Here is a 20,647-nt window from a genome sequence, read left to right as displayed (position 1 = left end):
GTGCGGTATGCGGGCAAAAGGGATATAGCCCGCTAGCTTGCTACGGGTGATCCAGGCCTTCGGACTGACCAGCAACTCCCGCAAGGCGCTCCCGCCCGCCGTCGACGATGTCTCCTTCGAGGCGCGCGCGGGTCGCGTCACCGTGCTGCTCGGGGCGTCGGGCGCAGGCAAGACCACGGTGCTGAGACTCCTGCTCGAACTCGAACAGGGTCGCGGTCTCGCGTACTTCAGAGGCCGGCCGCTGCACCGTATCGCCCACCCGTCGCGTGAGGTCGGCGTCCTCCTCGGTGATGTGCCCGGGCATCCTGCCCGCACAGTCCGTGGCCATCTGCGCATGCTGTGCGCGGCCGCCGGTGTTCCCGCCCGGCGGGCCGACGAGGTGCTCGAAGTGGTCGGCCTGGTCAGCCTGCGTGACGAACGCCTCGGCACCCTGTCCCGCGGTATGGACCGGCGGCTGGGCCTGGCCTGCGCCCTTCTCGCGGACCCGCACACCCTCGTCCTCGACGATCCGGCCGCGGGGCTCTCGGGACGCGAGAGCCGCTGGCTGTACGGCATGCTGCGCGCCCACGCGGACCAGGGCGGCACCGTCCTGACCACGACGGCCGACCCGAAGGAGGCCGCTCGAACCGCCGACCGGGTCGTCACCCTGGACCGGGGCGCCCTCGTCGCGGACCAGGAGGTCGCCGACTTCGGCCGGACCCGGCTGCGCCCCCGGGTGGCCGTGCGCAGCCCGCACGCCGCCCGGCTGGCCACGCTGCTCACCAGGGAGGCCAGGGCCGCGCAACGCTCCGTCGAGGTCGTCCAGGAGGACGGCAACCGGCTTTCGGTGTACGGCAGCAGTTGCGCCCACGTCGGCGAAACGGCGTTCAAGCACAACGTCCTGGTCCACCAACTCGCCGACGAGACAGGGGACATGGGGCCTGGAGCAGGTGTGGCGGCTCCGCGGCGGACGCGCTCCGACGCGATGCGGGGCGTCTCGGAACAGGCCGACGCAGCCGGCCAAGCCGGAGAGGGTGCCCCGAGCCTGGAGCCGAGCGCGAACGTCGCTGTCCGGACGGGCCCGGAACGCACCGATGTTCCGGGTGACACCTGTGTGGCGAATGCAGCGGATGCCGTGAATTCGGCCCGGGGGATCGGCGTCGCGGTCGGGATGCTCAAGCCCGGCGGCGACGTGCGGCCGACGCCCTCCGCGCCGTATCGGTCGGCCGAGGAGTCGCCGTACGCCACTGTGAGGGCGTCCGAAGGCGACCTCCGGTCCGATGTCGCCTCATCGCCCTCTGCCGGTTCTGCCGCAGGCGTTCGGCGCACTCAGAGCGCGATGGCGGACCCCAGTACCCGAAGCGCCGCGAGATCCATGACGGACCCCGGCTCGCGGAGTACGCGCAGTGCGGAGCCGAGCGCCCCGGAAGGCAGTGCCGCCGCGGCTCTGACAGTCCGCACGGATCCGTCTACCGACGGGCCCCGCCCGCCGGAGGCGGCCGACGTCGCCCACCGCGCCGACCACACCGGCCGCACCGCCCATGCCGACCGCACTGATGACAGCGACCGTACGGATCAAGCCGCACCGGACGCCCGCCCCGCTGCCTCCGGCAGCCCGCTTGCGCCCCTCATGCCTCCCGCCCGGCGCTCCGGACGTCGTTCCGCCGCCCGTCCGTTCGACACGCTGCCCGGCCTGCCCCCGCCGATCTCCGTCCGCTCCGCTCCCAGCCCCCTGCGGCCGCTGCGCTACGAACTGCGTCGTGCCACCGGCATCAGCACCGGATTCCTCACCGCCGCCGCCGTCCTGGCCGTCTCCGCCCTGACCGCCGTACTCCTGGCCCGCGTGGGCCACACCCCACGGGCGCGGCTGCTGGCGGCCTGGCCCGCCGAGCTGCCGTTGCCCCCGGCGGCGCTCGGGGCCGGGCTGCTCGGGGCCCTGGCCTTCGGGGACGAATTCCGCCACCCCGCCCTGGCCGCGGACCGCGGTACCGTGCCCCGCAGGCTGGGCGTACTGACGGCCAAGCTGCTCGTCGCCGCTCTCACCGCACTGGCGCTGGCGTTCCTCACGGTGGGGTGCGACGCCGAAGCGCTCTATCTCGTATACGGGCAGGAGGTCGCCCGAGTTCCCGCGGACTGGCTCGCCCTGGGCGCGAGCTGGTTCGGCCTGGTGGTCGGCTGCGCCTGGACCGGAGTGCTGGCTGCCGGTGTCTTCCGGTCCACCACGGCCGGACTGGCGGCGGTGGTCGCCATGCCCGTCGTCGTCCTTCCCGTCGTACAGAAGGTCGCGGAAGGCTCGTCCGTGCGGACGGCGGCCGGAATCTCGGTCCGGTTGCGCGAGCTGCTCCTGGTGCAGTGGCCCTTCGGAGGAGATCGCTACGTGGCCGCCGCGGCACGGGTGATCGTCCAACCGGTGGGCGGGGCAATGGCGTTGTCCCTGGCCGCCCTGATGTGCGCATACCTGATCACAACCGTGCGCAGCAGGGTCCGATGAGCTTCGTGCGGGCCGATCCGATCCGCGGGTGTGCGCAACTCCCCGGAGAAAGCCCGTTTCTTTCCGATAAGGCGTCAATTGCGACGGTGTGAGCGATCACCCTTTCGTGTGCTTTTCACCAAAGACCTCAAGGCAGTTCGGAGCCGAGCCGACAAAGGATCCGTGAGTACCCTTGCGCACACCATGATGACCGCCGCCCGCTCCGCCGACTCCGGTCTGGCCGGCCCGGGCGAACTCGACCGCTACCCCTTCACCGAGGCCCCCGTGACCGAACGCGTCGGAGCCCCTGTGTGGGAGTCCGCGGAACCCGAACTGGGCCGAGTGGGCCGCCGCGCCGCGGGCAACCGTGGGCGCGGGCTGCACGGCCAACTCGTCCAGCAGCTGGGTCAGATGATCGTATCGGGGGACCTCGGCGCCGACCGACCGCTCGTGCCCGAGGAGATCGGTCAGCGCTTCGAGGTGTCCCGCACCGTCGTCCGCGAGTCGCTGCGGGTCCTCGAGGCGAAGGGCCTGGTCAGCGCCCGGCCGAACGTCGGCACGCGCGTGCGTCCCGTGAGCGACTGGAACCTACTGGACCCGGACATCATCGAGTGGCGCGCCTTCGGACCCCAGCGGGACGACCAGCGGCGCGAGCTCAGCGAGCTGCGCTGGACGATCGAGCCGCTGGCCGCCCGTCTCGCGGCGGGACACGGGCGCGCCGACATCCAGCAGCGGCTGTCCGACATGGTCGAGATCATGGGGCACGCCATGGCGCAGGGTGACGCACTCACCTACTCCCGGGCCGACGCCGAGTTCCACTCGCTGCTCATCCAGGTCGCGGGCAACCGCATGCTGGAGCACCTGTCGGGGATCGTCTCGTCGGCGCTCCAGGTCTCCGGCGGGCCCGTCACGGGCTGTGACCGGCCGAATGACGCGTCGCTGGCTCACCACGGTCGGATCGCCGACGCCCTGGCGGCGGGCGACGGCGCCGCGGCCGAGACGGCCATGCGGCAGCTGCTCACCGTCCACCCCGAGGTGGAGCGCGTCGTGCCGGCGCCGCGCGAACACTGATCGCACCGCACGGGGGGACGGTGCAGGACGTCTTGCTCCTCCCGCGTCGTGCCCGGCCGCTCCACCCGCACGTCCGTCGGACCCCGCAGAACCCGTCTCGGGGCCCTGCGGGGTCCGACGGACGACGCGGCGGAACCGGCCGTCACGGTGCCGGTAGGCTCCACGGGTGACCTCATCTGTCCGCGTCTGACCGTTTTTGAACGCTTACGTGGTGTGACTCGGGCCACGAAGATTGGGCGTAACGCTTGTGGAAACAACGCGATGACCTAAGAGGTGACTGCCGCGGAGGGAATACGGACGCCGTTCAAGGCGCTGTGAATTCTCCCGGCCCCCGCCCGCACCGTCGGCCCACCCCCAGGCCGGTGGTCGGCTCCTGTCCGTCACGGACGGGGCCGGAAGCCGTTTTCCAACGTTCCGAGAGGTTGTTCGTGTCGGCCAGCACATCCCGTACGCTCCCGCCGGAGATCGCCGAGTCCGTCTCTGTCATGGCGCTCATTGAGCGGGGAAAGGCTGAGGGGCAGATCGCCGGCGACGATGTGCGTCGGGCCTTCGAAGCTGACCAGATTCCGGCCACTCAGTGGAAGAACGTACTGCGCAGCCTCAACCAGATCCTCGAGGAAGAGGGTGTGACGCTGATGGTCAGTGCCGCGGAGCCCAAGCGCACCCGAAAGAGCGTCGCAGCGAAGAGTCCGGCCAAGCGCACCGCCACCAAGTCGGTCGCGGCCAAGGCGGTGACCACGAGGAAGGCCACCGCTCCGGCTGCCCCGGCCACCCCTGCCGCTCCCGCCGTCGACGATTCCGCAGAGGAAGCCGCCCCCGCCAAGAAGGCGGCTGCCAAGAAGACCACCGCCAAGAAGACGGTCGCGAAGAAGACCGTCGCCAAGAAGACGGCGGCCAAGAAGACCACCGCCGGCAAGGACGACGCCGAGGCCGTTGAGGAAGAGGTCCTCGAGGACGTCAAGCCCGGCGAAGAGGAAGAGGAAGGGACCGAGAACAAGGGTTTCGTCCTCTCCGACGACGACGAGGACGACGCGCCGGCCCAGCAGGTCGCCGTCGCCGGCGCCACCGCCGACCCGGTCAAGGACTACCTCAAGCAGATCGGCAAGGTCCCGCTGCTCAACGCCGAGCAGGAGGTCGAGCTCGCCAAGCGCATCGAGGCCGGTCTGTTCGCCGAGGACAAGCTGGCCAACGCCGACAAGCTCGCTCCCAAGCTCAAGCGCGAGCTGGAGATCATCGCGGAGGACGGCCGCCGCGCCAAGAACCACCTCCTGGAGGCCAACCTCCGTCTGGTGGTCTCCCTGGCCAAGCGCTACACCGGCCGCGGCATGCTCTTCCTGGACCTCATCCAGGAGGGCAACCTCGGTCTGATCCGCGCGGTCGAGAAGTTCGACTACACCAAGGGCTACAAGTTCTCCACGTACGCCACCTGGTGGATCCGTCAGGCGATCACCCGCGCCATGGCCGACCAGGCCCGCACCATCCGTATCCCGGTGCACATGGTCGAGGTCATCAACAAGCTTGCGCGCGTGCAGCGCCAGATGCTCCAGGACCTGGGCCGCGAGCCCACCCCGGAGGAGCTGGCCAAGGAACTCGACATGACCCCCGAGAAGGTCATCGAGGTCCAGAAGTACGGCCGCGAGCCCATCTCGCTGCACACCCCGCTCGGCGAGGACGGCGACAGCGAGTTCGGTGACCTCATCGAGGACTCCGAGGCCGTCGTGCCGGCCGACGCGGTCAGCTTCACGCTCCTCCAGGAGCAGCTGCACTCCGTCCTGGACACCCTGTCCGAGCGCGAGGCGGGCGTCGTCTCCATGCGGTTCGGTCTCACCGACGGTCAGCCGAAGACCCTCGACGAGATCGGCAAGGTCTACGGCGTGACGCGCGAGCGCATCCGTCAGATCGAGTCCAAGACCATGTCGAAGCTGCGCCACCCGTCCCGCTCCCAGGTGCTGCGCGACTACCTCGACTAGGTCGCGGCGGTCTACACCGAAGGCCCGGTCTCCCCTCGGGGGGCCGGGCCTTCGGCGTAGGCGCTGGGGTGCGAGGCGCCTCGCGCTGCATGACTCTGGGTGTTCACCGATCACTTCAGAGTGAGGAGCGCGCATGCGTCGTCCCCTTGTCCGGGCCCTGGCCCGGCCGTTGATCCTGGCGGCCGCTGCAATGGCCATACCCTTGGCCTCCGCCGCCCCTGCGGCCTCCGACGGCGTCGTGGTGGGGGGCTTCCCGGTCGACGTCTCCCAGAGCCCCTGGACGGTCGCGCTGTCCAGCCGTGACCGGTTCGGAGGTACGCGCTCGGGGCAGTTCTGCGGAGGCGTGGCCGTCGGCCCGACCACCGTGCTCACCGCGGCCCACTGCATGGGCGAGGACGTGCTGGGAGCGCCGCCGGGCCAGCTGGCCGACCTGAAGGTCGTCGCGGGCCGTACGGACCTCTACGAGGACACCGGGGAGGAGATCTCCGTGCGCCGTGTCTACGTGAACCCGGGCTACGACAGTTCCAGTAACGCCGGGGACTTCGCCGTGCTGACCCTGGCCAGGTCACTCCCAGCCGGCGCGGTCATCGGCATGGCCGCCGAGGGTGATCCCGCCTACGCGGCCGGTACGGAAGCCGTCGTCTACGGCTGGGGCGATGTCACCGGGTTCGGCGCCTACGCCCGCACCCTGCGGGCGGCCCGGGTGCACGTGCTCGCCGACGCGCAGTGCGAGCAGGCCTATCCCGGCACCACGGACGGGACCTACGACGCGCGGAGCATGGTGTGCGCCGGGGAGGCGCGCGGCGGCAAGGACGCCTGCCAGGGCGACAGCGGCGGACCGCTTGTCGCCCAGGGCCGCGTCATCGGGCTGGTCTCCTGGGGCAGCGGCTGCGGACGTCCGGGGAGCCCCGGGGTCTACACGCGCGTGTCGGACGTCGTACGGACGCTGGGCTGGGCGCCCGCGTCCGAGGGGGCCGCGACGGCGTCCGAGGGGACCGTGAGCACCGCCAAGCCCGCCGCGGGCGTCTGAGCCCGCCCGGCGGGGCACGGACCCGCATCCGCGGACCCGGTACCGCAGGCATCGTGGCATGAGAGCGGGCGGCCGCCCCTGGGACACAGGGGCGGCCGCCCGTGTACCGGCCTGTGCCGGTGCTGGCTCGTCGTGGACGTGCAGGATCAGCGCTCTTCTTCGGGAGAGGAGGCCGGAACGGTCGTCAGCCGCTCTGTCTCGTCCTGTATCTCAGCGGCGATCTTCTTGAGTTCCGGCTCGAACTTGCGGCCGTGGTGGGCGCAGAAGAGCAGTTCTCCGCCGCTGAGCAGCACGACGCGTACGTACGCCTGGGCGCCGCAGCGGTCGCAGCGGTCAGCGGCCGTCAGCGGGCTCGCGGGGGTCAGAACAGTAGTCACGTCGCCTCTTCTCTAGCTCGACGAGCTGTCGTACCAGGGTCAACATCCAACCAGCCCCAAAACGTTCCCGCTCGTGGCTTGTCCTCGAAAAAATCTTTCCGAGGTGGCCGTCTGCTGCCGGTTTGGCGGCGAATGTGCCGTATTGCGTGGTCTGTAGTGCTTACGGTTTCGCGCTGTCGGTCATGGTTCCATCCTCCCGGCTGGCTTGCCGGTTTGTTCATGAGGACGTGCCCGGAGCCTAAATGGTTCATGCGTCGAAGGGAACGTGATATGTACTTCACTCCATCGAGGGATCGAACACGTATGCGACGCTGGACTAGTCTGAGATGAGACGAGGGTGGCGTTACAACGGCTCTACCAGGCCTCGGTACCCTCTTGGCGGCAACCGAAGCCGCGCCCTTACCCAGAAGGGCCTCAAGTGAAATTCAGCGAGGAGCGAACCGCGTGACCGCCGAAACGTCCGTGCCGTCCACAGCGCTGCTGGCAGGAGCAGACCGGGACGGCTCCAACTACACCGCGCGGCACCTGCTCGTCCTCGAGGGCCTCGAGGCCGTGCGGAAGCGCCCGGGCATGTACATCGGCTCGACCGACAGTCGAGGCCTGATGCACTGCCTGTGGGAAATCATCGACAACTCCGTCGACGAGGCCCTGGGCGGCTATTGCGACCACATCGAGGTGATCCTCCACGACGACGCCTCGGTCGAGGTCCGCGACAACGGCCGGGGCATCCCCGTCGACGTCGAGCCCAAGACGGGGCTGTCGGGCGTCGAGGTCGTCATGACCAAGCTGCACGCCGGCGGCAAGTTCGGCGGCGGCTCCTACGCGGCCTCCGGCGGTCTGCACGGCGTCGGCGCGTCCGTGGTCAACGCCCTGTCCGCCCGGCTCGACGTCGAGGTGGACCGCAGCGGTCACACCCACGCGATCAGCTTCCGGCGCGGGGTCGCGGGCGCCTTCGCCGCCGACGGACCCGAGGCCAAGTTCGAGACGGGCGGGCTGCGCAAGGTCAAGAGGATCGCCAAGAACCGCACCGGCACCAGGGTGCGGTACTGGGCCGACCGCCAGATCTTCCTCAAGGACGCCAAGCTCTCGCTGGATAACCTGCACCAGCGGGCCCGCCAGACCGCCTTCCTCGTGCCCGGCCTGACCATCGTCGTCCGCGACGAGTACGGCCTCGGCGAGGGCGGCAGCAAGGGCGAGGAGTCCTTCCGCTTCGACGGCGGCATCAGCGAGTTCTGCGAGTACCTGGCCACCGACAAGCCCGTCTGCGACGTCCTGCGCTTCACCGGGCAGGGCACCTTCAAGGAGACGGTCCCGGTACTCGACGACCACGGACAGATGACGCCGACGGAGGTCACCCGTGAGCTCGGCGTCGACGTGGCGCTGCGCTGGGGCACCGGCTACGACACGAATCTCAAGTCGTTCGTCAACATCATCGCCACGCCCAAGGGCGGCACGCACGTGGCCGGCTTCGAGCAGGCGGTCGCCAAGACGATGAACGAGGTGCTGCGCGCCAAGAAACTGCTGCGCGTCGCCGAGGACGACATCGTGAAGGACGACGCCCTGGAGGGCCTGACGGCCGTCGTCACCGTCCGTCTCGCCGAACCCCAGTTCGAGGGCCAGACCAAGGAGGTCCTCGGCACCTCGGCGGCCCGGCGCATCGTGAACACCGTGATCACCAGGGAGCTCAAGGCCTTCCTGACCTCGACGAAGCGCGACGCCGCGGCCCAGGCGCGGGTCGTCATGGAGAAGGCGGTCGCCGCCGCGCGCACGCGCATCGCGGCCCGCCAGCACAAGGACGCGCAGCGCCGCAAGACGGCCCTGGAGTCCTCGTCCCTGCCCGCCAAGCTCGCCGACTGCCGCAGCGACGACGTCGAGCGCAGCGAACTCTTCATCGTCGAGGGCGATTCCGCGCTCGGCACGGCCAAGCTCGCCCGGAACTCCGAGTTCCAGGCGCTGCTGCCCATCCGGGGCAAGATCCTCAACGTCCAGAAGTCCTCCGTGACCGACATGCTGAAGAACGCCGAGTGCGGCGCGATCATCCAGGTCATAGGAGCGGGCTCCGGGCGCACCTTCGACATCGACGCGGCCCGCTACGGCAAGATCATCATGATGACCGACGCCGATGTCGACGGCTCCCACATCCGGACGCTGCTCCTGACCCTGTTCCACCGCTACATGCGGCCCATGGTCGAGGCGGGCCGGGTGTTCGCCGCCGTGCCGCCCCTGCACCGCATCGAGCTCGTCCAGCCCAAGAAGGGCCAGGACAAGTACGTGTACACGTACTCGGACCGCGAGCTGCGCGACCGGCTCATGGAGTTCCAGAGCAAGGGCGTCCGCTACAAGGACTCGATCCAGCGCTACAAGGGTCTCGGAGAGATGGACGCCGACCAGCTGGCCGAGACGACGATGGACCCGCGCCACCGCACGCTGCGGCGCATCAACCTCTCCGACCTGGAGGCGGCCGAGCAGGTGTTCGACCTGCTCATGGGCAACGACGTGGCACCGCGCAAGGAGTTCATCTCCAGCTCGGCGGCGACGCTCGACCGGTCCCGTATCGACGCCTGACCGCCCTGTTGGGCCTCGGTGGGCCCCTCACCGGCCCGCCGAGACACGCGACCGCGAGGCCCGCCCGGGAAGTCCGGTTTGATCGTCAGGCCGGTGCCCTCCACCCACGGGTGGAGGGCACCGGCCTTCGGACTTCCACCCATGATCCACCCTGGCTCCGATCTGCGGAGCGGCGGATTTCCGTAGCGTCGAAGGCGTCGGCAGCGCTCGCTGCCGGCACCCTTCCCCGCTCGCGGAGGCTGTGATGTCCGGGCTCGTCGACGCACTGCTGATCGCCGCCGTGGCCGCACTGGTGATCATGCGGCAGTTCCGCGCGAGCCGCATCGACACGGATCGGCGATGGTGGCTCCTGCCGGGCATCCTGGCGGTCCTGGCCCTGCGCGAGCCCGATCTGCTCGATGCAGATCACCCCACCGGGTCCGCCCTCGTGCTCGGCGCCGAACTGGTCGTCGCCCTGGCCATGGGAGTCGCCTGGGCCCGGACCACTCGAGTCTGGGCCGAGCCGGACGGATCGGTGTGGAGCAAGAGCACGGGAGCGTCCGTCGCCGTCTGGGGCGCGGGCACAGCCCTGCGGGCGGGCCTCTTCGGCGCCGGTGCCCTGCTGGGCGTCCATCAGGGCAGCTCGGCCCTGATGCTCGGGCTGGCGGCCACCTTGCTGGTGCGCTCCGGCATCCTGGTCCGGCGCCTGGGGTCCGTGGAGCGGGTCCCCGCCCCCGCCGCGGCGTACGGTGACCGGATGCCCGGGTCCCACCGGTCCCCGTGGAAGGAGCGCGTGTGACGCCGAACGTCTGGACACGCTGGCCCTCACGGGAGGCGCTCGGTCCGAGAGGGATCTCCCGCCCCAGGCGGCTGCTGGCGTGGGCCGTGAGGCTGCTGGTCGTGGGCGCGTTGCTGTGGAGCGCCTTCCACGACAGTCATGTTCACGGTTGGGCCGCGGCCGCCGGAGCGGTCGGGGTAGTGGTCGCCGGGGCGCTGGCCTGGGCGTTGTTCCGCACCACGCTCGAGCACCGGCTCATGCCGTCCCTCGCGCTGCTCCTGATGCTGATGGGGCTGGCCGTGGGGGCCGAAGCCGCCGGTCTCCGCTCGCCGGCCGTGGTCCTGTGGTGCGGGTGCGCCATCGCGGCACTGGAGCGGCTGCCCCTGGGAGCCGCGCTCCCGGCTGCCTCGGTCGGATTCGCCGCCTTCGCCGTGGCCAACGACGACCCGGGGACGACCACGGCGATCGTCGTCGGGGGCATGGCCCTCGCGGGGTACGCCCTGCGACTGGACGCCGAGGCCAGGGGCAACGCACAGCGCCTGCTCGCCCAGGAACGGGCCGCACGCGTGGCCGAGGCCGAATCGGCCGCGCTCGCGGAGCGGGCCCGTATCGCCCGGGAGATCCATGACGTCCTGGCCCACAGCCTCTCCGCGCAGCTCGTGCACCTGGAGGCGGCCCGGCTGCTGATCGAGCGGGGCGCGGATCGCCGGCAGATCCTCGACCGTGTGGTGGCGGCGCGGGGGATGGCCCGTGACGGCCTGGAGGAGACCAGACAGTCGCTCTCCGCCCTGCGTGGTGACCTGACGCCCCTGGAGGACTTCCTGGCCGACCTCGTCCGCACGTCCGACGGAGCCGAGGTCACCGTTGGGGGTGAACGCAGACCGATTCCGGTGGAGGCGTCCCAGGCGGTGCGCAGGGTGGCTCAGGAGGCGCTGACGAACGCCCGCAAGCACGCTCCGGGCGCGAAGGTGAGCGTACGGCTGGAGTACGGGCCCCGGGAAGTGACCCTGGACGTCAGGGACTCGGGCGGTCCGCCGGGTGAACTCGCCCAGGCCGGAGGCGGGTACGGTCTGCTCGGTATGCGCGAGCGCGCCGAACTGCTCGGGGGGTCGCTCGCCGCGGGGCCGGACGAAGAAGGGTTCGTGGTGACGCTGAAGGTGCCGGTATGACGCAGGAAACGGGGGCCAGGCAGGCCAGGGTGGTGGTCGCCGACGATCAGACGGTCGTCAGGGAAGGCATCGTGATGCTGCTCGGGCTGCTGCCCGGAGTCGAGGTCGTGGGAGCCGCCGCCGACGGCGAGGAGGCCGTGCGGCTCGTCGCCGAACTGGCACCCGACGTGGTGCTGATGGACCTGCGCATGCCCCGCTGCGACGGAGTGGAGCGACCAGACGCATCCGGACCGACCACCCCGGGACGCAGGTCGTGGTGCTCACCACCTACGCGGACGACGACTCCCTGTTCCCGGCGCTGAAGGCGGGTGCCCGCGGCTACCTGACCAAGGACGCCGGCGGGGACGAGATCGTACGGGCCGTGCACAGCGTCCTGTCCGGTGACGCGGGGCTGTCGCCCAGTGTCCAGCGGCGGCTGCTGGAGCGCCTGTCGGCGCCCGAACCGGTGCCCGCGGAGTCCGCGGTGGTCCCCGACGGGCTCACCACCCGGGAGGCGGAGGTGTTGGTGCTGATCGCCGAGGGCCTCAGCAACCAGGAGATCGCGCGCACACTCAGTGTGTCCACGGCGACGGTCAAGACCCACATCAACAACCTGTTCGCCAAGACCGGGCTCAAGGACCGTGCTCAGGCCGTGCGCTACGCGTATGCGAAGGGGCTGGTCCGGCCGCCCGTGAGGTGAACGGCCAGATGGTCACCTGATGGGGTGAAGTATGCGGGGAAGAAGAGTCACGGATCTTCCCGTTCTGTCCATCCTTGGGCATGCAGTCAAGCAACGGCCGCCCCCGCGTCGACGGGGACGGTCTCGACAGCGGTGCCCCCGTGCCATCCGTACGCGCACACCACCAGGGCCCGAGCCGAACCGCCGCCGAAGCACCGGAGGGCGTGCGTTACGAGGATCCCTGGTACGACGCGCTCGCCTCGGGCTGGGGCGAGTCGGCCATCGTGAGCACGCCCGCCACCGAGGTTCCAGCGGCTCGCCGGCACAGGGAGAGCGGGGCGCCGGCGGCGGCCCAGATCTACCTGGAGGTCCAGCGCAGCGCGGCCTTCCAGGAGGTGCGCAGCCGGTACCGGAGGTTCGTGGTGCCGGCCGCCACGGGGTTCTTCCTCTGGTACGTGGCCTACGTGGTGACCGCGACCACCGTGCCCGGCCTCATGGCGAGGCCGGTCGTGGGAGCGGTGAACGTGGCGCTGCTGGCGGGGCTGGGGCAGTTCCTCAGCACGTTCCTGCTCACCTGGGCCTACGCCCGTCACGCACGGCTGCGCAGGGATCGTGCCGCGCTCGAACTGCGCTGGGACACACAGGAGCTGACTCGCGGAGTGAAGGGCGGCGCGTCGTGAACAGCAATCAGCAGGTCCTCGTGTTGCTGCTGTTCAGCGCCTTCGTCGCGGTCACGCTCGGGATCACGACCTGGGTGGGCCGCAACCGGCACGGTTCGGCTGAGGAGTTCTACGTCGGCGGACGGCTGTTCTCCCCGATGGAGAACGGTTTCGCGATCGCGGGCGACTACATGTCGGCCGCCTCGTTCCTGGGGGTCGCCGGTCTCATCGCGCTGTTCGGGTACGACGGGCTGCTCTACGCGGTCGGCTTCCTGGTGGCCTGGCTGGTGGTCCTGTTCCTCGTCGCCGAACTGGTCCGCAACTGCGGCCGGTTCACACTGGCCGACGTGGTCGCCGCGCGCATGAGCGAGCGGCCGGTACGCATCGCGGCGGGAACCTCCTCGGTCACCGTGTCCGTTCTCTACCTGGTGGCCCAGATGGTGGGTGCCGGAAGCCTCGTCGCGCTGCTCTTCGGCAACACCGGTGAGGCGGCACAGTCCTGGGCGGTCGTCGGAGTGGGCGCGCTCATGGTGATCTACGTGTCCCTGGGCGGGATGCGGGCGACCACCTGGATCCAGATCGTCAAGGCCGTCCTGCTGCTGTCCGGCACCATCGCGCTCACCGTGATGGTCCTGCTGCGGTTCCACGGCGACTTCGACCAGCTGCTCCGTACGGCGGCCGAGCGCAGCGGGCACGGTGACGCGTTCCTGGCGCCCGGGCTGAAGTACGGCGGGGACTGGACCGCGCGCCTGGACTTCATGAGCCTGGGCCTCGCGCTGGTGCTGGGCACGGCGGGGCTGCCGCACATCCTGTCCCGCTTCTACACCGTGCCGACCGCGCGGGCCGCCCGGCGTTCCGTCGTCTGGTCGATCGGGCTGATCGGCGGCTTCTACCTGATGACGATCGTCCTGGGCTTCGGTGCGGCGGCGATCGTCGGCCCCGAGGCGGTGCGCGGCTCGAACGCTGCGGGTAACACGGCCGTTCCGCTCCTGGCACTCGATCTGGGCGGCGGCGCGGGCTCCACCGGGGGAGCGGTGCTGTTCGCGGTGGTGGGGGCCGTCGCCTTCGCCACGATCCTCGCTGTCGTCGCCGGGATCACGCTCGCGTCCTCGGCATCGGTGGCGCACGATCTGTACTCCTCCCTGCGGCGCCGGCGGAGCAGTCCCCGCAGTGAGGTCACGGTGGCGCGGACGGCCGCCGTCGGCGTCGGCGTGGTCGCGATCGCCCTCGGGCTGCTCGCCCGCGATCTCAACGTCGCCTTCCTGGTCGGGCTCGCCTTCGCCGTCGCCGCATCCGCGAACCTGCCGGCCCTGCTCTACTCGCTGTTCTGGCGCGGCTTCACCACGCGAGGTGCAGTGTGGGCGGTGTACGGCGGGCTGGTGCCGGCCCTGGCGCTCGTCGTGCTGTCACCCGTGGTGTCCGGGAGCCCCGAGTCGCTCTTCCCGGACGTGGACTTCCAGTACTTCCCGTTGCAGAACCCCGGTCTCGTCTCGATCCCGCTGGGATTCCTGGCGGGCTGGCTCGGCACGGTCACCTCGGCAGAGGTCGCCGACGAGGCCAGGCACGCGGAGACCGAGGTCCGGTCACTGACGGGAGCGGGCGCCGCGTAGAGCCTTGAAGGGCGCGAGAAGGGCGGCGCGAGAAGGGCGGCGCTTCACTTTCGTGACGTGTCGGGAGGCCCGATCGAGGTCACGGCGCCACCCAGGCGTACCGGTGTTCCGGGCGGCCGGTGTCGCCGTACTTGAGGGAGAGGTGCAGCCGTCCGGCCTGTTCCAGGTGGCGCAGATAACGCTGGGCGGTGGAGCGGCTCAGGCCCGTCTCGGCGGCGACCTCGTGGGCCGACAGGGGATGGTTCGCGCGGTGCAGGACGGCGCAGATCAGGTCTGTGGTCGGCTCCGAGTGCCCGCTCGGCAGACCGGGGGCCGACGGCGCCGGACCGGTGCGCAGGGCGCCGAAGATCCGGTCGACCTGCTCCTGGCCGGCGATGCCGTGGCCGCCCACCCGGTCGACCGTCCGGCGCAGGGCCGCGTAGGAGTCCAGACGGGCGCGCAGGGCCGCGAACGTGAACGGTTTGACCAGGTAGTGCAGGGCGCCCAGCCGCATCGCCGTCCGCACCGTCGTGACGTCACCGGCCGCTGTGATCATGATGACGTCGGTGCCGTGGCCCTGGTCCCGCATGCGGTGGACGAGTTCGAGTCCGGTCCCGTCGGGCAGGTAGTGGTCCAGCAGCACCAGGTCGATGCGCCCGCGCTGCACGCAGGCGAGTGCCTGGGCGGCACTGTGCGCGCGGGCGGCCACCCGGAATCCGGGAACCTTTCCCACGTACTTGGCGTTGATCTCGGCGACACGGAAGTCGTCGTCCACGACCAGGACGTCAATCATCGGGCCTCTCTCAGTCAAGGCCTGTCGGGCGATGGGCCCGCGTTTCGGCTCCGCTGTTTCTAGCGCGAGCAAAACGAGCACAACAGGCTACTGCAAGCAAAAGAAGCGCATGCGACCAGAAGGGTGATGCCGCCCACAGGGGCGCATCTACCGTCCCCGGCCATGAGCGCACACACCAGCCCCGCCATCGAGCTGCGGGGCGCGAGCAAGGTCTTCAGGACCCCGTCGGGGGTACCGCACACCGCCGTGCGGGAACTCGACCTCACTGTCGGGCGCGGCGAGTTCGTGGCCGTCGTCGGCCCGACGGGCTGCGGCAAGTCGACCACGCTGACCCTGGTCAGCGGCCTGGAGGAGCCCACCCAGGGCGAGGTCATGGTCGCCGGGCAGCCCGTGCGGGGCGTCGGGGACAAGGTCGGCTTCGTCTTCCAGCAGGACGCCACGTTCCCCTGGCGTACGGTCCTGTCCAACGTCATGGCCGGTCCCCGCTTCCGCGGCGTGCCCAAGGCGGAGGCGAAGCGCAAGGCCCGTGAGTGGCTGGCCCGGGTGGGCCTCGCGGCCTTCGAGGACCGCTACCCGCACCAGCTCTCCGGTGGTCAGCGAAAGCGCGTCGCCCTCGCCGCGACCTTCGTGAACGACCCCGAGATCCTCCTCATGGACGAGCCGTTCTCGGCACTCGACGTGCAGACCCGGGCGCTGATGTCGGACGAACTCCTCGAGCTGTGGGAGGGCACGGGCGCGTCCGTCGTCTTCGTCACCCACGACCTGGAGGAGTCCATCGCGCTGGCCGACAAGGTCGTCGTGATGACCGCGGGACCGGCCACGGTGAAGCAGGTCTTCGACATCGATCTGCCGCGCCCGCGCAAGGTCGAGTCGGTGCGCCTGGAGCCGCGGTTCATCGAGATCTACCGCGAGATCTGGGAGTCCCTGGGCGAAGAGGTCCGCATCACCCGCGAAAGAGGTGCCGCCCATGTCGCCTGAGCTCCTCAGCACACCGGTCGTCGACACGGCCAAGGCACCGGACCGCGCCCACTCACGCGCGCGTGCGGCCCGACAGCGCAAGATCGTCGTGTCGGCGGCCCGCGTCCTGCTCCTGGTGGCCGTGCTCGCCCTGTGGGAGACGCTCTCCCGGGCCGAGGTCATCGATCCGTTCAACTTCTCCATGCCCACGAAGATCTGGGACCAGATCTACACCTGGGTGACGCACGGGACCGCTCTCGGTTCGCTGGGCGAACAGATCTGGTACACGCTCCACGAGGCGCTTCTCGGCTGGATCATCGGTGTGATCGCCGGTGTGGTGTGCGGTATCGCACTGGGGCGGATCACCTTCCTCGCCGATGTCCTTGGTCCATACATCAAGGTGCTCAACTCCATACCGAGGATCGTGCTGGCCCCGATCTTCGTGATCTGGTTCGGCCTCGGTCCCGCCTCCAAGGTCGCCTCCGCCGTCGTCCTGGTGTTCTTCCCGGTCTTCTTCAACGCCTTCCAGGGCGCCCGCGAGGTCGACCGCAACCTCGTCGCCAACGCCCGCATCCTGGGTGCCAGCGACCGCAGGGTGACGCTCCAGGTGGTCGTGCCGTCCGCCACGTCCTGGATCTTCACCAGCCTCCACGTCAGCTTCGGCTTCGCCCTCATCGGCGCCATCGTCGGCGAGTACATCGGCGCGACCAAGGGGATCGGCCTGCTCGTCGCCCAGTCCCAGGGCACGTTCAACGCTGCGGGTGTGTACGCCGCGATGGTCATCCTCGCCGCCGTCGCCCTCGTCGCGGAGGGACTGCTGACCTTCGCCGAGAGCCGCATCTTCCGCTGGAAGCCGTCGGGCTCCGACAGCTGACCCGTCGCCGAACGATCCGACGAGGGGCCGCTCCCTGTGGACAGGCCCCGCGTCGCCCCTACGCCCGCTCCTCCGTCGCACTTCCGCGCCGCCCTCTCACAAGGACGTGAACCCGCCATGCGCACAACTGCCAGATACACCGCCCTGGCCGCCGCCGGCCTGCTCGCCCTCACCTCGCTCACCGCCTGCGCCAACGACGCCGCCAGCACCGCGTCCAGCGGCTCCGGCAGCAAGGGCGACGGCAAGGGCACCAAGGTCAAGATCATGGTCGGCGGCCTGGACAAGGTCATCTACCTGCCCGCCATGCTCACTCAGCGGCTCGGCTACTTCGACGCCGAGGGACTCGACGTCGAGCTGCTCAGCGAGCCGGCCGGTGTGCAGGCCGAGACCGCGCTCGTCTCCGGCCAGGTCCAGGGCGCCGTCGGCTTCTACGACCACACGCTCGACCTCCAGGTGAAGGGCAAGGAGGTGGAGTCCGTCGTGCAGTTCTCGCACGCGCCCGGTGAGGTGGAGATCGTCTCCACCAAGGCGGAGGGTGACATCAAGTCCCCGAAGGACTTCAAGGGCAAGAAGCTCGGTGTCACCGGGCTCGGTTCCTCGACCGACTTCCTGACCAAGTACCTCGCCGTCAAGAACGGTGTGAAGGTCAGCGACTTCACCCCGGTCGCCGTGGGCGCGGGTCCGACGTTCATCGCGGCGCTCCAGCAGGGCGCGATCGACGGCGGTATGACGACCGACCCGACGGTGGCGAACATCCTGGACAAGAAGGCGGGCAAGGTCCTGCTGGACATGCGTACGCCGCAGGGTTCCGAGGAGGCGCTCGGCGGACCGTATCCGTCGTCAAGCCTGTACATGCAGACGGACTGGGTCAACAGTCACAAGGACACCGTCCAGAAGTTGGCCAATGCATTCGTCAAGACGCTCACGTGGATGTCCACCCACAGCGCGAGCGAGATAGCCGCGAAGATGCCGCCGGACTACTCGCAGGGGAACAAGCTGCTGTACTCGGTGGCCATCAAGAGCACGCTGCCCATGTTCACCAAGGACGGCGTGATGCCCAAGAACGGTCCCGAGACGGTCGAGAAGGTGCTCAAGGCGTTCAACCCCGCCATCCAGAACGCCGATGTGGACCTGAGCAAGACCTACACGACCGAGTTCGTCGACAAGGCGAAGGGCTGACGGGCGGCCGGGGGAGGGAGGCGGGACGCCGTCCGTGACCCACGGGACATGGCTCCCGCGTCCTCCCCCCTCCCTCCGACCTACTCGGCCTCCGGCCTCCGGCCCTGGCCCCGGCCCCGGCCCCCGAAGCCGTGCCCTCAGGCGCGGGTCGCCCACACGTAACGGTGTTCCGGGCGGCCCGCGTCGCCGTACTTCAAGGTGAGCCGGGCCCTGCCCGTGCGTTCCAGGAGCTTCAGGTAGCGCTGCGCCGTCTGGCGGCTCACGCCGGTGCGGTCGGCGATCTCCTGCGCCGACAGGGGACCTTCGGCGTTCATCAGGGCCTGGCGCACCAGCTCGGCGGTGGTGGGGGAGTGTCCCTTGGGCAGACCGGGCTCCGAGGACGCGGAGAGCGCGCCGAACATACGGTCCACGTCGGCCTGCTCGGCCTCCCCGCCGCCGTCCAGCGTGCGGCGCAGCTCGGCGTACGCCTCCAGTTTGGCGCGCAGCCCCGCGAAGGCGAACGGTTTCACCAGGTACTGGAGGGCGCCCTGGCGCATCGCGGCCTGCACCGTCGACACGTCCCGCGCGGCCGTCACCATGATCACGTCGGTCTGGTGGCCGCGCCTGCGCATCTCCTGGACGACCTCCAGACCCGTCTCGTCGGGCAGGTAGTGGTCCAGCAGGACGAGGTCCAGCCGGGGCACCAGTTCGAGCTGGCGCAGTGCCTCGGCCGCGCTGTGCGCCTCGGCGGCGACATGGAAGCCGGGCACCTTCTCCACATAGGCGGCGTTGACCCGCGCGACCCTGGTGTCGTCGTCCACGACCAGGACCTCAATCATCGCGATGCCTCCTCGGCGTCGGTCGTCGCCGGTGCGGCCAGTACGGGTTCGAGGTCGGCCCCGGTCAGCGCCTCGGGCAGGACGACGGTGAACTCCGCGCCTCCGCCGGCCGCCTCGCCGACCGTCGCGTGCCCGCCCTGCCGCTCGGCCAGTCTGCGCACCAGGGAGAGCCCGATGCCTCGCTTGCCGTGCGCCGGCGGCTTCTTGGTGGACCAGCCCTCGGTGAAGATCAACTCCCGTTGATCGGCCGGGATGCCCGGTCCGGTGTCCCGTACCCGCAGGATCGCCGTACGGCCCTCCGTGCGCAGCTCGACCTCCACGCGCGCGTGGGGCTTGCCCGCGACGGCGTCGAGCGCGTTGTCCACCAGGTTGCCGAGGACCGTGACCAGCCCGCGCGGGTCGATCAGACGGTCGGGCAGCCGGGTGCCGTCCGACACCCACAGGGCGACCCCGCGTTCGGCGGCCACGGTCGCCTTGCCGACCAGCAGGGCGGCGAGCAGCGGGTCCTCGATCTTCTCGGTCACCTGCTCGGCGGTGGCCCGGTGATCGCCGACGACCTCCCCGACGAAATCCACGGCGTCGTCGTACATCTCAAGTTCCAGCAGCCCCAGCAGGGTGTGCATGCGGTTGGCGTGCTCGTGGTCCTGGGCCCGCAGCGCGTCGATGAGACCGTGCGTCGAGTCGAGTTCGCGGCCGAGCTGCTCCAGCTCGGTGCGGTCGCGCAGGGTGGCCACGGCACCGCCGTCGTCGGTGGGCATGCGGTTGACGACCAGGACGCGCTGTCCGCGTACGGAGATCAGGTCGGTGCCGGTGACCCGGCCCGCCAGGACGTCGGCGGTACGTCCCTCGCCGAGCGCCCGGTCGGGCGACCTGCCGACCGCCTCCTCCCCGATGCCCAGCAGGCGCTGCGCCTCGTCGTTGAGCAGCCGGACGCGGCCCGCGCGGTCCAGGGCTACGACGCCCTCGCGGATGCCGTGCAGCATCGCCTCGCGTTCGGCCAGCAGCGCCGAGATGTCGGAGAAGGCCAGGTCTCGGGTCTGCCGCTGGATCCGCCGGGAGATCAGCCAGGCGGCCAGCGCGCCCACCGCGAGGGCACCGCCGGCGTAGGCGAAGAGCCCCGGGATCGCGTGGATCAGGCGGGCCCGCACGCTGTCGTACTCGATGCCGACGGAGACCGCGCCGACGATCCTGCCGTCACTGTCGCGCAGGGGGACCTTTCCGCGGGCCGAGCGGCCCAGTGTGCCGCTGTCGATCTCCATGACGTCCTCGCCGGCGAGGGCCTGGCGAGGGTCCGTGGAGACGTGACCGCCGACCTGTCCGGGCTCGGTGTGCGACCAGCGTATGCCGCTGAGATCCATCACCACGACGTACTCCGCGCCGCTGGCCTTGCGGATCCGCTCGGCCTCCTGCTGCACCGGTCCGTCGACCGACGGCTTTGTGTGCCGGAGGTCCTCGGCGATCTGTGGCACAGCCGCGGTGGTCTGGGCGATCGCGAGGGCGCGGCGCATCGCCTGGTCGTCCAGCTGATCGCTGAGGGGGGCGAGGAACAGCCCGGTCGCGAGCACCACGACTCCCGCGGCGATCGCCAGCTGCATGAGCAGGAGCTGCGAGAACATGCGACGGGGCATACCGAGACGCAGGCGACGGGCGGGGGGAGTGGGGCTCATACCCAAGACGGTACGTGGGAGGACCGGCGCAGCCGTAGGGGTGGGTGATGTGGAACTCTTGACGG

General features: G+C 70.4%; 16 protein-coding genes and 1 pseudogene. 13 read left to right on the top strand and 4 right to left on the bottom strand.

Going from position 1 to position 20,647, the window contains the following annotated elements; all coding sequences use genetic code 11:
• Nucleotides 1–46 precede the first annotated feature (46 nt).
• The 4 genes from Saso_RS32395 (at nt 47) to Saso_RS32380 (ending at nt 6,520) form a co-directional block, all read left to right on the top strand.
• Nucleotides 47–2,470 carry an ATP-binding cassette domain-containing protein gene (locus tag Saso_RS32395; RefSeq protein WP_189927717.1) on the top strand — a complete coding sequence of 808 codons (2,424 nt, stop codon included), beginning with the start codon at nt 47–49 and terminating at the stop codon, nt 2,468–2,470.
• A gap of 162 nt (nt 2,471–2,632) precedes the next feature.
• Entirely contained in the window at nt 2,633–3,520 is an 888-nt protein-coding gene (locus tag Saso_RS32390; RefSeq protein ID WP_189927716.1) for a FadR/GntR family transcriptional regulator, read from the top strand.
• Between the two features lie 428 nt (nt 3,521–3,948).
• Complete coding sequence (locus Saso_RS32385; protein ID WP_189927715.1) at nt 3,949–5,490, top strand: RNA polymerase sigma factor; 1,542 nt, start codon at nt 3,949–3,951, stop codon at nt 5,488–5,490.
• Nucleotides 5,491–5,623: 133 nt separating this feature from the next.
• Nucleotides 5,624–6,520, top strand: a complete 897-nt coding sequence (locus tag Saso_RS32380) for a serine protease (RefSeq protein ID WP_189927714.1) — start codon at nt 5,624–5,626, stop codon at nt 6,518–6,520.
• 146 nt (nt 6,521–6,666) lie between these two features.
• Here the strand turns inward: Saso_RS32380 and Saso_RS32375 are convergent, their stop codons facing one another.
• On the bottom strand, nt 6,667–6,897 hold the full coding sequence (locus Saso_RS32375; RefSeq protein WP_189927713.1) for a DUF7455 domain-containing protein: 231 nt from the start codon (nt 6,895–6,897) through the stop codon (nt 6,667–6,669).
• Nucleotides 6,898–7,341: 444 nt separating this feature from the next.
• On the opposite strand from Saso_RS32375, the gene Saso_RS32370 reads away from it, so the two are divergent.
• The 6 genes and pseudogenes from Saso_RS32370 to Saso_RS32345 all read left to right on the top strand — a co-directional run bounded on the left by Saso_RS32370 (nt 7,342) and on the right by Saso_RS32345 (nt 14,315).
• A complete protein-coding gene (locus Saso_RS32370) occupies nt 7,342–9,462 on the top strand; it encodes a DNA gyrase/topoisomerase IV subunit B (RefSeq protein ID WP_189927712.1) in 2,121 nt (706 codons plus the stop codon).
• A 244-nt stretch (nt 9,463–9,706) separates the two neighbouring features.
• The gene (locus tag Saso_RS32365) at nt 9,707–10,240 is read left to right on the top strand and encodes a DUF1453 domain-containing protein (protein ID WP_189927711.1); all 534 of its coding nucleotides are present in this window, start codon (nt 9,707–9,709) and stop codon (nt 10,238–10,240) included.
• Nucleotides 10,237–11,388 (top strand): sensor histidine kinase, encoded by a 1,152-nt coding sequence (locus tag Saso_RS32360; RefSeq protein ID WP_189927710.1) that lies wholly within the window; start codon nt 10,237–10,239, stop codon nt 11,386–11,388. The genes Saso_RS32365 and Saso_RS32360 overlap by 4 nt, the downstream gene beginning before the upstream one ends.
• Nucleotides 11,385–12,067, top strand: a pseudogene (locus Saso_RS32355) (response regulator transcription factor). The gene Saso_RS32360 and the pseudogene Saso_RS32355 overlap by 4 nt, the downstream one beginning before the upstream one ends.
• Nucleotides 12,068–12,147: 80 nt before the next feature.
• A complete protein-coding gene (locus tag Saso_RS32350) occupies nt 12,148–12,726 on the top strand; it encodes a DUF485 domain-containing protein (protein WP_189927709.1) in 579 nt (192 codons plus the stop codon).
• Nucleotides 12,723–14,315: a solute symporter family protein gene (locus Saso_RS32345; protein ID WP_189927708.1), complete on the top strand. Its 1,593-nt coding sequence runs from the start codon at nt 12,723–12,725 to the stop codon at nt 14,313–14,315. The genes Saso_RS32350 and Saso_RS32345 overlap by 4 nt, the downstream gene beginning before the upstream one ends.
• A gap of 79 nt (nt 14,316–14,394) precedes the next feature.
• Here the strand turns inward: Saso_RS32345 and Saso_RS32340 are convergent, their stop codons facing one another.
• Nucleotides 14,395–15,087 carry a response regulator gene (locus Saso_RS32340; protein WP_189927707.1) on the bottom strand — a complete coding sequence of 231 codons (693 nt, stop codon included), beginning with the start codon at nt 15,085–15,087 and terminating at the stop codon, nt 14,395–14,397.
• A 162-nt stretch (nt 15,088–15,249) separates the two neighbouring features.
• Here Saso_RS32340 and Saso_RS32335 point away from each other — a divergent pair, with 162 nt between their 5' ends.
• From Saso_RS32335 to Saso_RS32325, 3 genes are all read left to right on the top strand, one after another.
• On the top strand, nt 15,250–16,065 hold the full coding sequence (locus Saso_RS32335; RefSeq protein ID WP_189927706.1) for an ABC transporter ATP-binding protein: 816 nt from the start codon (nt 15,250–15,252) through the stop codon (nt 16,063–16,065).
• On the top strand, nt 16,055–16,918 hold the full coding sequence (locus tag Saso_RS32330) for an ABC transporter permease (RefSeq protein WP_189927705.1): 864 nt from the start codon (nt 16,055–16,057) through the stop codon (nt 16,916–16,918). The genes Saso_RS32335 and Saso_RS32330 overlap by 11 nt, the downstream gene beginning before the upstream one ends.
• Before the next feature lie 117 nt (nt 16,919–17,035).
• On the top strand, nt 17,036–18,097 hold the full coding sequence (locus Saso_RS32325; protein ID WP_189927704.1) for an ABC transporter substrate-binding protein: 1,062 nt from the start codon (nt 17,036–17,038) through the stop codon (nt 18,095–18,097).
• A 137-nt stretch (nt 18,098–18,234) separates the two neighbouring features.
• Here Saso_RS32325 and Saso_RS32320 read toward each other — a convergent pair whose 3' ends face one another.
• Both Saso_RS32320 and Saso_RS32315 read right to left on the bottom strand, forming a co-directional pair.
• A complete protein-coding gene (locus tag Saso_RS32320; protein WP_189927703.1) occupies nt 18,235–18,915 on the bottom strand; it encodes a DUF7342 family protein in 681 nt (226 codons plus the stop codon).
• Nucleotides 18,912–20,582 (bottom strand): ATP-binding protein, encoded by a 1,671-nt coding sequence (locus Saso_RS32315; protein ID WP_189927702.1) that lies wholly within the window; start codon nt 20,580–20,582, stop codon nt 18,912–18,914. The genes Saso_RS32320 and Saso_RS32315 overlap by 4 nt, the downstream gene beginning before the upstream one ends.
• Nucleotides 20,583–20,647: the final 65 nt, after the last annotated feature.

The sequence above is a fragment of the Streptomyces asoensis genome (genome assembly GCF_016860545.1).
In the GTDB taxonomy this organism is placed as follows: Bacteria; Actinomycetota; Actinomycetes; order Streptomycetales; family Streptomycetaceae; genus Streptomyces; species Streptomyces asoensis.
Note: the sequence above shows the minus strand (reverse complement) of the source record. Positions and strands in the feature narration are given on the sequence as shown.

Excerpts from the sequence above, each read along its gene's own strand:
- Saso_RS32380 (WP_189927714.1), top strand. The coding sequence starts at position 5,624 with ATGCGTCGTCCCCTTGTCCGGGCCCTGGCCCGGCCGTTGATCCTGGCG.
- Saso_RS32315 (WP_189927702.1), bottom strand. The coding sequence starts at position 20,582 with ATGAGCCCCACTCCCCCCGCCCGTCGCCTGCGTCTCGGTATGCCCCGT.
- Saso_RS32340 (WP_189927707.1), bottom strand. The coding sequence starts at position 15,087 with ATGATTGACGTCCTGGTCGTGGACGACGACTTCCGTGTCGCCGAGATC.
- Saso_RS32365 (WP_189927711.1), top strand. The coding sequence starts at position 9,707 with ATGTCCGGGCTCGTCGACGCACTGCTGATCGCCGCCGTGGCCGCACTG.
- Saso_RS32350 (WP_189927709.1), top strand. The coding sequence starts at position 12,148 with ATGCAGTCAAGCAACGGCCGCCCCCGCGTCGACGGGGACGGTCTCGAC.
- Saso_RS32335 (WP_189927706.1), top strand. The coding sequence starts at position 15,250 with ATGAGCGCACACACCAGCCCCGCCATCGAGCTGCGGGGCGCGAGCAAG.
- Saso_RS32320 (WP_189927703.1), bottom strand. The coding sequence starts at position 18,915 with ATGATTGAGGTCCTGGTCGTGGACGACGACACCAGGGTCGCGCGGGTC.
- Saso_RS32325 (WP_189927704.1), top strand. The coding sequence starts at position 17,036 with ATGCGCACAACTGCCAGATACACCGCCCTGGCCGCCGCCGGCCTGCTC.
- Saso_RS32330 (WP_189927705.1), top strand. The coding sequence starts at position 16,055 with ATGTCGCCTGAGCTCCTCAGCACACCGGTCGTCGACACGGCCAAGGCA.